This window comes from Neorhizobium alkalisoli (assembly GCF_002968635.1).
Lineage (GTDB): Bacteria > Pseudomonadota > Alphaproteobacteria > Rhizobiales > Rhizobiaceae > Neorhizobium > Neorhizobium alkalisoli.
Genome location: NZ_PVBN01000011.1, coordinates 101,536 through 116,954, shown reverse-complemented (window position 1 = coordinate 116,954; position 15,419 = coordinate 101,536). Strand labels below are relative to the sequence as shown.

The 15,419-nt window shown below is 59.3% G+C and carries 12 protein-coding genes; 4 read left to right on the top strand and 8 right to left on the bottom strand.

Translation table 11 applies throughout. From position 1 onward, the window contains the following. Positions 1–26: 26 nt before the first annotated feature. The 8 genes from C5L13_RS21900 to C5L13_RS21865 form a co-directional block, all read right to left on the bottom strand. Entirely contained in the window at positions 27–968 is a 942-nt protein-coding gene (locus tag C5L13_RS21900; protein ID WP_105385389.1) for an ABC transporter substrate-binding protein, read from the bottom strand. A 61-nt stretch (positions 969–1,029) separates the two neighbouring features. Continuing rightward, a complete protein-coding gene (locus C5L13_RS21895; protein ID WP_105385388.1) occupies positions 1,030–1,968 on the bottom strand; it encodes an ABC transporter substrate-binding protein in 939 nt (312 codons plus the stop codon). A 27-nt stretch (positions 1,969–1,995) separates the two neighbouring features. Further along, on the bottom strand, positions 1,996–3,783 hold the full coding sequence (locus C5L13_RS29495) for an amino acid ABC transporter permease/ATP-binding protein (protein ID WP_105385387.1): 1,788 nt from the start codon (positions 3,781–3,783) through the stop codon (positions 1,996–1,998). 10 nt (positions 3,784–3,793) lie between these two features. Next, positions 3,794–4,336, bottom strand: a complete 543-nt coding sequence (locus C5L13_RS21885) for a GNAT family N-acetyltransferase (RefSeq protein WP_105385386.1) — start codon at positions 4,334–4,336, stop codon at positions 3,794–3,796. 26 nt (positions 4,337–4,362) lie between these two features. Further along, entirely contained in the window at positions 4,363–5,550 is a 1,188-nt protein-coding gene (locus C5L13_RS21880) for a M20 aminoacylase family protein (RefSeq protein WP_105385385.1), read from the bottom strand. Between the two features lie 62 nt (positions 5,551–5,612). Further along, positions 5,613–6,950: an LLM class flavin-dependent oxidoreductase gene (locus C5L13_RS21875; RefSeq protein ID WP_105385384.1), complete on the bottom strand. Its 1,338-nt coding sequence runs from the start codon at positions 6,948–6,950 to the stop codon at positions 5,613–5,615. Between the two features lie 21 nt (positions 6,951–6,971). Continuing rightward, positions 6,972–7,967 (bottom strand): MsnO8 family LLM class oxidoreductase, encoded by a 996-nt coding sequence (locus C5L13_RS21870; RefSeq protein ID WP_105385383.1) that lies wholly within the window; start codon positions 7,965–7,967, stop codon positions 6,972–6,974. Positions 7,968–8,160: 193 nt separating this feature from the next. After that, positions 8,161–8,778 carry a TetR/AcrR family transcriptional regulator gene (locus tag C5L13_RS21865; protein WP_105385382.1) on the bottom strand — a complete coding sequence of 206 codons (618 nt, stop codon included), beginning with the start codon at positions 8,776–8,778 and terminating at the stop codon, positions 8,161–8,163. A gap of 102 nt (positions 8,779–8,880) precedes the next feature. Here C5L13_RS21865 and C5L13_RS21860 point away from each other — a divergent pair, with 102 nt between their 5' ends. From C5L13_RS21860 to C5L13_RS21845, 4 genes are all read left to right on the top strand, one after another. Beyond that, entirely contained in the window at positions 8,881–9,957 is a 1,077-nt protein-coding gene (locus tag C5L13_RS21860) for an efflux RND transporter periplasmic adaptor subunit (protein ID WP_105385381.1), read from the top strand. Then, positions 9,954–11,039: an efflux RND transporter periplasmic adaptor subunit gene (locus tag C5L13_RS21855; protein ID WP_105385380.1), complete on the top strand. Its 1,086-nt coding sequence runs from the start codon at positions 9,954–9,956 to the stop codon at positions 11,037–11,039. The genes C5L13_RS21860 and C5L13_RS21855 overlap by 4 nt, the downstream gene beginning before the upstream one ends. Further along, the gene (locus tag C5L13_RS21850) at positions 11,036–14,107 is read left to right on the top strand and encodes an efflux RND transporter permease subunit (protein WP_105385379.1); all 3,072 of its coding nucleotides are present in this window, start codon (positions 11,036–11,038) and stop codon (positions 14,105–14,107) included. Before C5L13_RS21855 ends, C5L13_RS21850 begins: the two co-directional genes overlap by 4 nt. 194 nt (positions 14,108–14,301) lie before the next feature. Next, complete coding sequence (locus C5L13_RS21845; protein ID WP_407070461.1) at positions 14,302–15,405, top strand: alpha/beta hydrolase; 1,104 nt, start codon at positions 14,302–14,304, stop codon at positions 15,403–15,405. Positions 15,406–15,419: the final 14 nt, after the last annotated feature.

Genomic DNA, 15,419 nt, shown 5'->3' with positions numbered 1-15,419 from the left:
CGGGCCGCGGCTCCAGAAGCGGGTGCTCAGCTCTTTGGTAAGCCTGGGGGATTGGTGCGCGATTCAGGCAGCGCCTCTTCCGAAAGTTGCCATCGCGCCAGAACCTTGGCGTAGGCCCCGTTCTTCATCAAACCATTGGTCGCGAGAGTGAGCGCATCAGCCAGTCCCGATCCCTTGCGGGTAGCGATGGCGACGTCAGATCGCTCTGGCCAACCGGCCGACAGCGTACCGACGCGTTTGATGTTCTTGTCTCGGGTGGCGATGTAGACGAGCTGCGCATGCGGCTGGACGATTACGTCCACCCGACCGGACCGCAAGGCGACAAGCCGGGCCGCCTCATCGTCGTGATACTGGAGTTCGATCGGCTTCAGTCCCGCCTGGACGTTTTCGTCGCTCCACTTGAGGAGGATACGCTCCTGATTAGTGCTGGCTCCAACCGTGATACGAAGACCAGCAGCGTCTTTTGGCTCCTTGATCTCCCTGATGTTGCTGTCGGCCTTGACGAAGAAGCCGTGCAGGCCTTGACGATAGGTGGAAAAGTCGAACTTTTCTTTCCGCTGTTCGGTGACGCCGACATTTGAGATCACGGCGTCGTATTTGCCGGAAACGAGCCCTAAGGGCCAGTCAGCCCACGCGACCGGTACCAGTTCCAGCTCCAGACCGAGGCTGTCGGCAATGGCAAACGCGTAATCGGGATCCGCCCCGACAACCGTCTTGGCATCGGTGGCATAGGTCGCGAGCGGCGGACCTCCCGGTGATACCGCCACAGTCAGCTTGCCGGGGGTCACAAACTTGAAGCCCTTCGGGATGGCAGCAATTGCAACCGCGTCCCTTTCGGCACGCACGCGGCCCGTCTGATCGGGCGAGAGGTCGAAGACGTCGTTCGCCGCTTCAGCAGGCGAGAGGCCAATGGCAGAGGCCACGATGCCTGCGGCAACGAAGGAGGGGGTCTTGCTGAGGAGGGTCATCGAGAGATTCCGTCTGAATAAAAAGGGACGCGGGCACAGGAGGGAGCCCGCGCCAAGTGGATTATTTCTTTGGAAGGCCGGGAGGATTGGTCTGGGATTCGGGGATTGCTTCGGCAGAGAGGTTCCAGCGCGCGAGCGCCTTGCCGTAATTGCCGTTCTTGATCTGCGCATTGATCGCAGTCGTGATGGCATCGGCAAGGCCGGAGCCCTTTTTGGTCGCCACTGCGATCTCCGTAGTGATGGGCCAGCCACCGGAGAAGGTGCCGACGAGCCGCGTTTTGTTGCCTTGCCCAGCTTTGAAGGCTGAAATGGCATTTGGTCCGAGATAGGCATCGGCACGACCAGACTGGAGCGCCAGATCCTGGACCACGACATCGTCGTAATACTGGATTTCGGCCGGCTTCAGCCCCTTGGCGATATTCGCCTCATTCCAGCGCAGAAGGATCTGCTCCTGGTTGGTACTGGCACCGACGATGACCTTGAGACCTGCAACGTCCTCCGGTTTGCTGATGCTTTGGATTTTGCTGTCATTGGCCACGTAGAACCCGAGCAGATCTTTGCGATAGGTCGAGAAATCGAGCTTTTCTTTGCGCTCCTCCGTCACCGTGACATTGTGGATGACTACGTCGAATTTGCCGGACGCAACGCCGAGCGGCCAGTCGGCCCAGGCAACGGGAACAAGCTGCAGTTTGAGACCAAGGCTATCGGCGACGAGCTGGGCAATATCGGGTTCGGCGCCAACGGGGGTCTTCGTGTCATTACCATATGCGGCGAAGGGCAGGCTTCCCGGCACCGACGCTACGGTCAGCTTGCCGGGATCAGTGAACTTATAGTCTTCCGGCAGGAGATCGATCGCCGCCTGCACCTTTTCGGCCCTTACGCGATCCTTCTGCTCGGGAGAAAGGTCGACCCCCTCGGCATGGGCAATTGATGCAAGAGCGGTCGAGAGCGCCAAAAGGCCGCTCACTGCGATGCTCAGAAGCTTTGATTTGTACGACATGCAGTCCGTCCCTTTGATTTGATGATTTCAGAGAACTTTGGCGAGGAATTCGGCAGTGCGCGGATGTTCTGGTCTGTTGAAGACTTTGTCAGGCGCGCCCGTTTCGAGAACGCGGCCCTGCTCCATGAAGACCACGAGGTCGGAAACTTCGCGGGCAAAGCCGATTTCATGAGTGACGATGATGAGCGTCGTGCCGGAACGAGCTAGTTCCTTGATGACGTCGAGCACTTCGTTGACGAGTTCCGGGTCCAGCGCGGAGGTGGGCTCGTCGAACAGCAGGACCTTCGGTTTAAGCGCCAGCGCCCTGGCGATGGCAACCCGTTGCTGCTGACCACCGGAAAGCTGTCGGGGGTAGGCATCCGCCTTTTCCGAAAGTCCAACGCGGGCGAGGAGTTCGCGCGCTTCGGCTTCCGCCTTCTCACGAGAGACGCGGCGAACGGTGACGGGCGCCTCGACAAGGTTCTCGATGACGGTCAAATGCGGGAAGAGGTTAAAGTTCTGGAACACCATGCCGACTTCGACCCGGCGTTTCAGAATATCCTGCTCCTTGAGTTCGTAGAGCGTCTCGCCGTCCTGCCGATAGCCGATCAGCTCGCCGTCGATGGCGATGAATCCGTCATCGACTCGCTCCAGATGGTTGATCGAACGCAGAAGCGTCGACTTGCCCGATCCTGACTGGCCAAGAATGGTAGTGACGCTGCCAGCCGGAATGGAAAGGGTCACCTGATCCAGGACCTTCAATTGACCGAAGCTCTTCGAGACGCCATGGATGGTGACCTCCCCGCCACGCGTTCTAAACGGTGCGAGTTCGGCGCGGCGTTGAGCTGACCTGGGGGCTGCTTCGGTTGCCTTTGGTGTTGAAGCTACCTGAGGCATGAAGCGTCGATAGAGGCTGGCGAAGATCGAGGGGGGCGGGTTGCGCAAAGCACCGCGCGCATAATGGCGCTCGATATGGTGCTGGATGATCGATAATGCCGTGAGGATAACGAGATACCACACGGTCGCCACCATCAGGAGTGGAATGACCTCCAGATTGCGGCGGTAGATGATCTGGATCGTATAGAAGAGTTCCGGCAGCGCGAGGATATAGACCTGGGACGTACCCTTCGCCAGCCCGATGAAATCGTTGAAAGCGGTCGGCAGGATGGAGCGCATCGCCTGCGGCAAGACGATCCGCGATGCCTGGCGACCTCGCGGCAGGCCGAGCGCCGACGCCGCTTCGAGCTGTCCCTGATCGACGGACAGAATACCGCCACGGATGATCTCGGAGGCGAAGGCCGCCTGATTGAGAGTTAGGCCGAGCACCGCGGCGGCAAATGGCGTGATGAGCTGCGTCGTATTCCAGCTGAAGAAGTTGATGCCGGTATAGGGAACGCCGACCGTGATCGTCTCGTAGAGATAACCGAGATTGTTGAGGATCAGGAGCAACACGATCAGCGGGATCGAGCGGAAGATCCAGATATAGGTCCATGACACGCCGACCAAAAGCGGCGAACGGGAGACGCGCGCTAGCGCCAACGCGGTGCCGAGCACAAAGCCGAAGAAGGCACCCAGCAGCGTTAGAAGCAGCGTGCGACCGAGACCAATCAGCACCGGTTCGGCGAAGAACCATTCGGCAAAGACATCCCAGCCCCAGCGAGGGTTGCCGAGGACGGAATGGAGCGTCGCGACGATGACGAGCAATGCAAAGATAGTACCGGCGGTGCGAGCCGGATAGCGTGCCGGCACGATGCGGTAGTGGGAATAGTCGCCCTTTGCCACTGCAGGTTTTCGAGAGATCGCCCGGACGTCGTTGAAATCGGTTGTGATCGTCATGGCTGTTCCCTCATGCTGCACCGTGCAGGGTTGCCGCGACGATTGCCCGGGGGGCGGCGTAAGCGTCAAAAGCGAGCGACTTCTCGAACGGCAGCTTGCGAATGGTTTCCGGGTCGGCTGTCGTGTCGAACAGTGCGGAGTAGCCGTTGGTAAGGTAGAGCGCGACGGCCTCCGGCTGGCGAAAGCCGGTCGTCAGATAGATGCGTGTGTATCCTTGGCGCGCGGCCTGTTCTTCCAGCTCGATCAGTATCTTGCGGGCAAGACCCTGCCGGCGATGGTCTGAATGGGTCCAGACCCGCTTGAGTTCTGCCGTGCCCTCGTCTTCATGGCGCATGAAGGCGCCACCCGCAATTGCCTCCCCATTCCGCAGAAGCAGCAGGAAATTGCCGTGTGGCGGTGCGAATACCTCCGGAGCGTAACGGTTCATTTCCTTCGTCGCGCCTTCGGCGTCGTAGAAGCTGCCGTACCGGCTGTCGTATTCAAAAGTAAGCTCATCGATCAACGGCTTTGCCAGCGGATCAAGCGGTGTGGTGTAGATAAAACGGTCGCTCACGGGTTACTCCTTTGGGGCATCGCTGATTAGGACAGGTAGGTTTCAGCAAGCCGCGCCCAGAACCTGGCGGCAGGCGCGATGATTTCGTCATTGAAGTCGTACTGGGGACTGTGAAGGGCAGCGCTGTCGCCATTGCCGACAAAGAGGTAGGAACCCGGCCGCGCCTGCAGCATATAGGCGAAGTCTTCGCTGGCGGTGCGGGGGCGGAAATCCGACGCAATCTGTTCTGCAGCGAAATTCTGTTCCGCCACCCGACGAGCAAGGCGGGTCTCCTCGATGTGATTGACGACCGCCGGAAAGCCACGACGGTAATTTACTTCTGCGTGGGCGCAGAAGCTGTCGGCCTGGGCCCGTGCAAGGGCAGGCACACGCTCTTGCAGCTTGTTGCGGATCGCCTCGGAATAGGCCCGCGCCGTCAGCTTCAGCTCGACGCTTTCGGGAATGACATTGGAAGCCGAACCACCGTGGATCGAACCGACCGTCAGCACCGCCATTTCCAGCGGATCGACATTGCGGGCGACGATGCTTTGCAAAGCGGTGATGAAAGAAGCCGAGGCAAGCACCGGATCGACCGTCTCGTGCGGTGCCGCGCCATGACCGCCCCTGCCGACGATACGGATCAGTGCCTGATCAACGGAGGCCATCGCCGGGCCTTCCACGAAGCCGAACTGCCCCGTTGTGACGCCCGGCCAGTTGTGCAACCCGAAGACGGCATCGACAGGAAACCGTTCGAACAGCCGATCCTCAATCATCTTTCGGGCGCCGGCACCGACCTCCTCCGCCGGCTGGAAGATCAGCGTGAGCGTGCCGGAAAATTTGCCGTGCTGGGCGAGATAGCGAGCGGCGGCAAGCAGGATCGTGGTGTGCCCGTCATGCCCGCATGCATGCATGACGCCGGGATTTCGGCTGGCATAGGCCAGATCCGCCGTCTCTTCGATCGGCAGCGCATCCATATCCGCACGGATCCCGATGCGCTTGTCGCCCTGCCCGCGGCGGAGCGTCGCGACCACGCCATATCCGCCCACACCCTCCGTGACCTCGTAGCCATAGGACAGGAGGTATTTGGCAACGATTCCCGAGGTCCGCCGCTCCTGGAAGGACAGTTCGGGGTATTGATGCAGGTCGTGCCGCATGGCAACGAACTCATCGATCGAGGCAAGGATCGCCCGTTCGGCGTCGTCGCGATGACGCGCGCCGTCAATATGGATATTCATCGTCTTTGCTTCCCGAAGGTTGGAGCCACGCGCGACGCGCGGCGGTTTACCTCTTCAGTGTCTCAAGCTCGCGCCTTCTCCGCTTCTCTCGGCTCCACCTTGTAGACACTCTCCCGCCGCGGCAGCGCCAGATGATCGCGCAGGGTCTGCCCTTCCAATTGTGGATCGAAATATCCTCGTTCCTGGAGGATCGGGATCACCAGCCGAATGAAATCATCCAGGCCTTCTGCAATCACCGGAAAACCGAGAATGAAGCCATCGGCCGCATCATTTTCCACCCATTCGATGATCTTGCCGGCGATTGCATCCGCCGTGCCGACAAAGCCCTCGCGTGGCGTTGCTGCTTCGAGCGCCGCTTCGCGCAGCGTCTGGCCTTTCTCTTTCGCAACCCGCTTGATCCGGTCGGTCGTCGAGCGGAAGCTGTTCTTGCCGATATCACCAAGTTCGGGGAAAGGCTCGTCGAGCGGATAGACGCTGAAGTCGTGATGGTCGAAGAAACGGCCAAGATAAGCGAGCGCATCGTCGATCGAGATCAGATTGCGGATGATCTGGTATTTTTCTTCCGCCTCTGCCTGCGTTTCGCCGAGTACCGGGCCGATGCCGGGGAAGATCTTCACATCGTCCGCCGAACGCCCTTGCGCAACCGCCGCCTGCTTTACCCGCCTGAAGAAGGTCTGGTTATCTTCGAGCGAAACCGCGTTGGTGAAGACGGCATCCGCATGTTTGCCGGCGAGCCCGATACCCGCGTCTGAAGAGCCTGCCTGAAAGAGAACCGGCTGCCCCTGGGCCGAGCGCTGAATGTTGAGCGGCCCCTCGACCGAAAAGAATTTTCCCTTGTGATCGAGCCGATGCAGCCCCTCGCGATCAAAGAACTTGCCGCTTGCCCGGTCACGCACAAAGGCATCGTCGTCCCAGCTGTCCCAAAGACCTTTGACGACCTGCAGATATTCGTCCGCGATCTCGTAGCGCAGCGCATGTTCCGGGTGGCTGCGGCTGTAATTCCTCGCCGTGCCTTCAAGCGGCGTCGTCACCGCGTTCCAGCCGGCCCTCCCCCCGCTTAAGAGATCGAGAGAAGCAAACTGGCGGGCAACGGTGAAGGGATCGCTGTAGGAGGTCGAGACCGTGCCCGCGAGACCGATCTTCGATGTCACGGTCGCGAGTGCCGACAGGATCGTCAACGGCTCGAACCGGTTGAGGAAATGCGGAATGGATTTCTCATTGATATAAAGTCCGTCCGCCACGAAAGCGAAGGCGATGCCGGCAGCCTCCGCCTTCAATGCGGCCGCCTTGAAAAATTCGAGATTGACGCTCGCATCGACAGGACTCTTCGGATGACGCCAGGCATTCATATGCCCACCCGCGCCCTGCAGCATGATCCCAAAACGGATTTTCTTGCTCATCTGATCATCTCCTTCAGGAAATCATGCGGCGGCGGAAAGTCGCTTGCGTGCCAGAAGCTCCACGGAGGCAAGGCGCTCGTCTGCGCCAACGGCCGGCGGTTCCAAGATGAACTCCTCGATGCCGTGGAGCGTCGACAGGCGCGCAAGTTCCTCATGGATGCTCTCCGGCGTGCCATGCAGGACACTCGGCTTTCGCTCTTCGATACGGTATTCCTTTGCTCCCGCCTGCCTTGCGAATTCTTCCGCCTGCTCGCGACGTCCGAGGCTCACCGACTGGCCATTGTCGAGGAAGACCTTGAAGACCTTGAGCTCTGAAATCCGCGCCGCCGAATAGGCAGCATTTTCCGAAGCATAGGCAGCAAGTGCCAGGATGGCAGACCTGCCGCCGCTCTCCTTGCGAAAGGTATCGAGGCTGAGCTGCAGATTTTCCGGGTCGCCGTTGAGATGGCCGGCAAAGACGAAGTCCCAGCCATGGAACGCGGCCAGACGTGCACTGTCCGGGCTGGCGCCAAGCAGGAAACGTTCGGCTGGCACCGGCGGTTTAGGCCCCGGGAAGGCTCGCGTCTCGTCCGGGGTATCAGCGAGCGCGTTGTCGAGGAACGCCGTCAGGTCCGAAAGCTGAGCCTCGAATTCCGGCTTCTGCGATCGATAAGCCTGCAGCGCGGCCGTTGACCTGGGCAATCCTCCGGGGGTCTTGCCGATCCCGAGATCGATACGCCCCGGCGCCAGCGACGACAGGAGGTTAAAGACCTCCGCGATCTTGTAGGGGCTGTAATGCTGCAGCATGACGCCGCCCGAGCCGACGCGGATCCGGGAGGTATTTGCCAGTATCCACGATACCAGTACCTCCGGCGCGGAACTTGCAAGTTCGGTCGTGCCATGATGCTCGGCAACCCAAAACCTGCGATAACCCAGTTCTTCTGCCTTCCTTGCCAGATTGACGGTATTGGTAAGCGCCGCGACCGTGCCTTCGCCGGGCGCGATCGGGCTTTTGTCGAGAAGACTTAGCGCATACATCTTGACCTCGAAGGTGCATTTGATCCTGCTCTATTTCTCTATTAATTTAGTAGATAAAGAAGGGCGATATTTCTGATTGCAGCCGAAAAGAAGGAAAATCCTTTTCCCTATCGGTTGCGTTACGCAGGCAATGGCCCTCTTGGCGTGCCTACGCATCCACCTCGTGCAATCGCGGCGCCTTGCCCACCTCTTCTCAGTCCTTCAGCCCCTTCATCACCAGTTTCAGATGCTCGTCGCGAAAGGCACGCTGGTCCATGCCGTGACGATCATCGAACATGAGCCGGATGATTACCATTGCCAGCGCGGGCGACATCGTGACATCCGCGAACTCTGCCGGCTTGCGGCTGAATTCCTTGGAAACTGCCCCGTCGTCCAGGATCTCCTGAATTTTTCCGATGATGGGCGCGATGAACTCCTCATGATGCCGATCGACCAGGTCCGGAAACCTCGCCCCTTCAGCGATAACGAACCTTAGGAGTTCCCTAGTCTTTCGGTCGTCGACAATCTGGTCGTAGAGAAGTTCCAGGAATTGTTGTAGCCTTTCGCTTGGCCGTCCCTCGAGTGTTTCGGACGTCTCCAGCACTTTCCTGAAGGGTGCGGAAATATGCTGGATCATTGCTTCGAAGAGTTGTTCCTTGGTCTCGAAATAGACGTAGACTGTCCCCTTGGTAACACCGACCCGGTCGGCGACATCCTCTACCCTGGCTGCTGAGTAACCGTTTTTCACGAATTCCTCGAACGCCGCCTCAAGGATTTGCAGTGGTCGCAATGCCTTCTGTTCAGCGCGTGTCAATTTCTTTTCCTTGGGCATTTTGCTCACTTCCTCCACGGCGGACGTGGTCGATCCTCAATCTATTGACTAACACGTCAGTCAATAATATAGACGCGGCCATGGACAGCAAGAGGTCTTCCAATGAAACGCATTCTTGCCGCGACGGTGCTTTCTAGCCTCGCTGTACTATCATCATGCAGCGAACAACAAGGGCCGCAGGAAACAGGTCCGAGGCGGGTAACGGTTGCCACGGCGACTGAACAACCGCTGACCCAGGGTGGGACCATCACAGGCGAGATCCGAGCACGGGTGCAGAGCGACCTTTCGTTCCGGGTGAGCGGTAAGATCATTGAGCGACTCGCAGATGTTGGAGCATCGGTCAAAGCCGGCCAGCTCCTCGCCCGGATCGACGCGGAGGAGCAGCGAGCCGATCTGGAAGTCGCGGTGGCAAATTTGGAAGCGGCCGAGGCGCAGCAGACCCAGGCACAACTCGCCTTTGACCGTCAGCAAAATCTGTTTCGGACGCAGGTTACCACGCGCGCCGCCTTCGACCAGGCCCAGGAGGTTCTACTTACAGCCCAGGGCAGCGCAAAATCGGCACAGGCCCAACTGGAAACAGCCAAGGACGCGCTCTCCTTTACCGACCTTCGCGCTGATGCCGATGGCGTGATTACCGCCCGCAATGCCGAGGTTGGCCAAGTAGCGCAGGCGGCGCAGGTCATCTTCACACTCGCCCACGACGGCCCGCGCGACGCCGTATTCGACGTCGTCGAGACGCTCTTTCTGGGACGGGAAATAGAACCATCGGTAACTGTCAAACTGTTGTCGGACCCATCTCGACAGGCTGATGCCAGAGTGCGCGAGGTTTCTCCGACGATTGACCCCTCCACAGGGACGGTCAAGGTCAAGCTTAGCTTAAACAGCAATACGTCGATGCCGCTTGGAGCTCCTGTTGCCGGATCCTTCCAGTACAAGCCACTCAGCATGATCCAGCTTCCCTGGTCGGCGATGACCTCCAAGGGCGGAATGCCAGCTGTGTGGGTGGTGGATCCGGGCTCGTCGAAAATTTCCCTGCGAGCGATCGAGGTCGAAGGATATGAGACCAATAGCTTCACCATAAAAACGGGCGTGGCGGCTGGCGACATCATCGTCTCGGAGGGCACCAAGTTCCTCAGGCCGGACGAGGTCGTTTCCTACGAAGGGGGAGCTGCAAAATGAGCACTCGCATCAAAATGGTCGCTCTGCTGCTCGCTACAACGGTTCTTGCGTCATGCCAGAAACAGGACGAAGCGGTTCAGGAAGCTCCTCGTCCGGTGCTTTCCATCGTCGCCAAGCAGACGCCGGCCGCCTCGCTTCGGCTGACGGGAACAGTCGAGCCAAGGATAGAGACCGAGCTCGGCTTTCGGGTGCTCGGAAGAATTATCGCACGGAATGTCGGCGTCGGAGATCTTGTCAAAAGGGGCGATGTCGTCGCAGCGATTGATCCGTTGGCGCTTGAGCTTGCGGTTCGCAGCGCCCAATCGGACCTTTCGAATGCGCAGGCTCAGCTACGCAATGCAACCACCACGGAACAACGCCAAAGAGCCCTCGCTGAAGCTCGCTCAGGTACCGAGGCTGCGCTCGAAGAAGCTGAACAGGGGCGACGCAGTGCAGCGGCAAGCGTTGCGAAAGCACAGGCCAATCTAAACAAGGCGGAAGAGCAACTGGGCTACGCACAGCTGCACGCAGAATTCGATGGCGTGGTCACCGCGACGTCAGCGGAAGTCGGCCAGGTCGTATCTGCCGGCCAGGTTGTCGTGACGATCGCCCGACCGGATGAGCGCGACGCCGTCGTCGATGTCCCTCAAGGTGCGGCGGAGCAACTGAAAACCGGGGAGCCGTTCGAGATTACCCTGCAGCTCGATCCGACTATCGCCACAAGCGGCGTCGTACGGGAGATCGCCCCAGAGGCCGAAACGGTGACACGGACGCGCAGGACAAAGATCCGCCTCGTTGATCCACCGACGGCGTTCCGGTTGGGCTCGGTCATCACAGCCGCAGCAACCATCTCAGACGAACCGCAGATCCTTTTGCCGGCTTCCGCGGTCCTCCAAGCGGAAAGCTCTACGAGCGTATGGGTCGTTGATCCGGCTTCGGCGAAGGTCACGCGTCGAGCCGTAAAGGTGGAGGGTGAGATCGTCGACGGACGAACGGTTCAAGTGACGGAAGGCATTGCGCCGGGGGACCGCATCGTGATCGCCGGCGTCCATAAACTGAAGGATGGCCAGCCCATCAGAATCGACCAGGAGGTCAGCGAGTGAAGAAGTTCAACCTTTCCGACTGGGCGCTCGAGCATCGTTCGCTCGTCTGGTACTTCATGCTGGTCTTCGTTCTTGTCGGAACATTCTCCTACCTCAATCTTGGACGTGAAGAAGACCCGAACTTCACCATCAAGACGATGGTGATCAACGCACGGTGGCCAGGTGCATCGGCGGAAGAAGTAGCTCGCCAGGTTACAGACAGGATCGAGAAGAAGCTCGAGGAACTCGACAGCCTCGATTATGTCCGGAGCCAAACCGTCGCCGGCCAGACGACCATATTCGTCGAACTGCTCCCCACGACGAAGGCGCGGGACGTCGAACCCACATGGGTCCGAGTCCGCAACATGATTGGCGATATCAAGGGTGAATTCCCAAGCGGCGTGGTCGGGCCGTTCTTTAATGACCGCTTCGGCGACGTCTTCGGCAACATCTTCGCCTTCACCAGCGACGGCCTTACACCAAGGCAGTTGCGCGATCTGGTCGAAGATGCCCGAGCCAAAGTGCTGACGGTCGAGAATGTTGGCAAGGTCGACGTGATCGGCGCACAGGACGAAGCCATCTATCTCGAGTTTTCGACGCGTCAGATCGCGGCGCTCGGGATCGACCGCCAGTCGGTTATCCAGACTCTCCAGGCGCAGAATGCCGTAACGCAATCCGGCTTCGTCAATGCCGGACCGGAACGTATCGCTCTGCGTGTGGGCGGGCAGTTCACGTCCGAGGAAAGCTTGAGGTCGATAAATCTGCGCATCAACGACCGCTTCTTCCCATTGACCGACATAGCCACGATCACGCGGGGTTATGTGGATCCGCCTTCGTCGTTGTTCCGGTTCAACGGCCAGCCAGCGATCGGTCTGGCCATCGGTATGAAGGCCGGGGCCAATCTTCTTGAGTTCGGTGAAGCCCTTGACGCTCAGATGCAGCGGATCGTTGCGGACCTCCCCATCGGTGTGGATGTGAGCCGCGTGTCGGACCAGCCGGCCGTGGTCGATGAGGCAGTTTCGGGTTTTACCCGCGCGCTGTTTGAGGCCATTGCCATTGTCCTCGTCATCAGTTTCATCAGCCTTGGACTTCGCGCCGGCATGGTGGTTGCGATCTCCATCCCGCTCGTGCTCGCCATCACCTTCGTCTACATGGAATATTCCGGGATTTCGCTGCAGCGCATTTCGCTCGGCGCGCTGATCATCGCACTTGGTCTGCTCGTCGACGATGCCATGATCGCAGTGGAGATGATGGTTGCGCGCCTGGAGGCGGGTGACGATCTGCGAAAAGCGGCCACCCATGTTTACACCTCGACCGCCTTTCCAATGCTGACAGGTACCTTGGTGACCGTCGCCGGTTTTATTCCCGTCGGCCTGAACAACAGCGCGGCGGGCGAGTTTACCTTCACACTGTTTGTCGTCATCGCGGTGTCACTCATCGTATCGTGGATCGTGGCGGTCCTGTTTACGCCTCTTCTCGGCGTGGCGATTCTTCCGAAAACCATGAAATCACATCACGAAAAGAAGGGCCGTTTTGCCTCAGCCTTCACCTGGTTGCTTGGATTGGCAATGCGGTGGCGATGGGCCACGATCGTAATGACCATCGCCGTGTTTGGGCTCTCCGTCGGCGCACTCGGACTGGTGCAACAGCAGTTCTTCCCGGCATCAGACCGTGTAGAGTTGATCGTCGACTGGAACCTTCCGCAGAACAGCTCGATTGCCGAGACCAACCGGCAGATTGCCAAGTTCGAAAAGGAGATGCTCGCGAGCAATCAGGACATCGACCATTGGACAAGCTACGTGGGGCAAGGCGCGCCCCGCTTTATCCTGTCCTTCGACGTCCAGACACCTGACGTCACTTTCGGTCAGACGGTTATCGTCACCAAAGGTCTCAACGTCCGCGACAAGTTGCGGGCAGAGCTACAGGACTATCTCACCAGGACCTTCCCTGGGACGGATGCTTTCGTAAAGCTGCTGGACATCGGCCCGCCGGTCGGAAAGCCTGTGCAGTATCGTGTCAGCGGCCCTGACGTCCAGAAGCTCCGCGAACTCTCCCAGCAGTTCGCATCGATCGTCGGTGGCCATCCGCTGCTCTCCAACATGATCTTCGACTGGAACGAGCCCTCGAGAGTGGTCAAGGTCGATGTCTTGCAGGACAAGGCGCGCCAGCTTGGCGTTTCCTCGGAAGACATCGCCACCGTGCTGAACAGCATCGTTGAAGGATCCTCCACCACGCAGGTGCGCGACAACATCTATCTGATCGATGTGATCGGTCGGGCGGCCGCATCGGAGCGCGGGTCCATTGAAACCCTGCAGAACCTGCAGCTTCCGACATCGAACGGAAAATCCGTACCGCTGTCGGCTGTCGCCAACTTCCGCTATGAGCTGGAACAGCCGACCATCTGGCGCCGCGACCGTATCCCGACCATCACCGTCAAGGCGGCAGTCGTCGGACCGACGCAGCCCGCGACGATCGTGGAACAGCTGCGGCCGCAGGTGGAGGCGTTCCAGAAGGGCCTTCCCGTCGGCTATAATGTGGAGATCGGTGGATCGGTGGAATCGAGTGCTGACGCCCAAGGACCGATCGTCGCGGTTGCCCCCTTGATGCTGTTCGTCATGGCAACGATCCTGATGATCCAGCTTCAGAGTTTCAGCAGGCTATTCCTGGTGTTTGCAGTCGCACCGACGGCGCTCATCGGCGTGGTCGCCGCACTGCTCCTCAGCAATGCGCCGATGGGTTTCGTTGCAATCCTGGGCGTGCTGGCGCTGATCGGCATCCTGATACGAAACTCGGTCATCCTGGTTGTCCAGATCGAGACGCTTCGACGGGAGGGCGTTCCTGCCTGGCAGGCCGTCATCGAAGCGACCGAGCATCGCATGCGACCGATCATGCTGACTGCCGCAGCAGCAACTCTGGCTCTGATCCCGATTTCCAGGGAGATATTCTGGGGTCCGATGGCCTACGCGATGATGGGCGGCATCGTCGTCGGCACGGCTCTGACCCTCCTCTTTCTCCCCGCACTCTATGTGGCATGGTTCCGGATCCCCAGGGAGGAAAGCGTTCATTCCGATAGCGCGGCGCGGGCATGAGGTCGGCGTTTAAGAACACTCTCATCTTCCGATTGCTGCCGCCACGAACACCAGAGCTGCTTTCCATCTGCCGGGCTGGGCATTCAGATGACCTTTTCGACTTCAGGCTCAGTGGCCTGAAGCAGGTGACTCCGTTGGCTCTTCTGAAGTGAGATTCAATGACGAAACGTTCTTCAAAAGAAGCCTTCAAGCCGATGTGCCGCATCGTGGTTACAGTGGGCATGATGTTTTTGACGGCTTGTGCCACGAGACCGTCGCCTGATGTCCTCCGTCCGGTTCATCTGGATGGCGGAACCTCGCAACCCATAACCATTCTGGCTGCTACAAACAGAGAAAAGGATGTCGCGCGAGGCGGATTTGGAAGCACATGGGCAGCGGGCATGACGTTCGAGCAGTATATGTTTTCGGTTCCTGGCAATAGAAGAGACACCGCGATCACCTATCCGACATCGAAACCGAATCCCGATCGACAGTTTGTGGTGACGCGGCGGAAGCAACTGTCGAATGATGGGTTTGTGCAGGAGGCAATACGCTCGGCGCAGTTTGACGGCGCCGTCGGAATCTTCGTGCATGGTTACAATTATAGCTACCAGGAAGCCCTGTTTAGGACGGCTCAAATAGCCGCCGACGCGAAGATTCCGGGCTCGCCGATCTTATTCTCCTGGCCATCGGCAGCGGCGGTCGCCGGATATATAGCCGATCGCGATGCAGCCTTGTCCTCCCGCAGCGAGCTCGACTCTCTCGTAAAATCACTCTCTGATTCGAAGAAGATCAAACGCATCATCCTCTTCGGCCACAGCATGGGCGGGTTCCTGGTCATGGAGGCAGTACGCCAGCTCAAACTGCAGCACCGCGACGACGTGATCGATAAGCTGGCGGTGATCTTGGGCGCGCCGGATATCGATGTGGACGTATTCAGGTCACAGCTAAAGGATATCGGGAAAATGGCGACGCCAATAACCCTTCTTGTTTCCAAGGATGACCGCGCACTTACAGCCTCAAGTCTTATTGCGGGGGAACGGGCGCGTGTCGGGCGTGTAGATATCGACGATCCTTTCATTCAGGAGGCTATCGTGAAAGAGGGGCTCCGGGTAATCGACATCACCTCCGTCCGCGGATCGGACGGACTGGGGCATGATCGCTACGCGTCACTCGCCAAGTTCGGTGCACAGCTTGCCACCTTCGAATCCCGGAGCGGATCGAATGCCAGCGACGTTGGTGCGTTTGTTTTCGATGCGGCCGGTGCCGTAGTGGCGAGCCCCTTCCGCTTGCTCGGACATGTCACTGCTTCGCGTTGAAAAATGTCCGCCGA

What these genes read in the sequence shown, in the direction of transcription:
- C5L13_RS21900 (WP_105385389.1), bottom strand. Translation starts at nt 968, where the DNA reads ATGACCCTCCTCAGCAAGACCCCCTCCTTCGTTGCCGCAGGCATCGTG.
- C5L13_RS21895 (WP_105385388.1), bottom strand. Translation starts at nt 1,968, where the DNA reads ATGTCGTACAAATCAAAGCTTCTGAGCATCGCAGTGAGCGGCCTTTTG.
- C5L13_RS29495 (WP_105385387.1), bottom strand. Translation starts at nt 3,783, where the DNA reads ATGACGATCACAACCGATTTCAACGACGTCCGGGCGATCTCTCGAAAA.
- C5L13_RS21880 (WP_105385385.1), bottom strand. Translation starts at nt 5,550, where the DNA reads ATGAATATCCATATTGACGGCGCGCGTCATCGCGACGACGCCGAACGG.
- C5L13_RS21875 (WP_105385384.1), bottom strand. Translation starts at nt 6,950, where the DNA reads ATGAGCAAGAAAATCCGTTTTGGGATCATGCTGCAGGGCGCGGGTGGG.
- C5L13_RS21870 (WP_105385383.1), bottom strand. Translation starts at nt 7,967, where the DNA reads ATGTATGCGCTAAGTCTTCTCGACAAAAGCCCGATCGCGCCCGGCGAA.
- C5L13_RS21865 (WP_105385382.1), bottom strand. Translation starts at nt 8,778, where the DNA reads ATGCCCAAGGAAAAGAAATTGACACGCGCTGAACAGAAGGCATTGCGA.
- C5L13_RS21860 (WP_105385381.1), top strand. Translation starts at nt 8,881, where the DNA reads ATGAAACGCATTCTTGCCGCGACGGTGCTTTCTAGCCTCGCTGTACTA.
- C5L13_RS21855 (WP_105385380.1), top strand. Translation starts at nt 9,954, where the DNA reads ATGAGCACTCGCATCAAAATGGTCGCTCTGCTGCTCGCTACAACGGTT.
- C5L13_RS21845 (WP_407070461.1), top strand. Translation starts at nt 14,302, where the DNA reads ATGTGCCGCATCGTGGTTACAGTGGGCATGATGTTTTTGACGGCTTGT.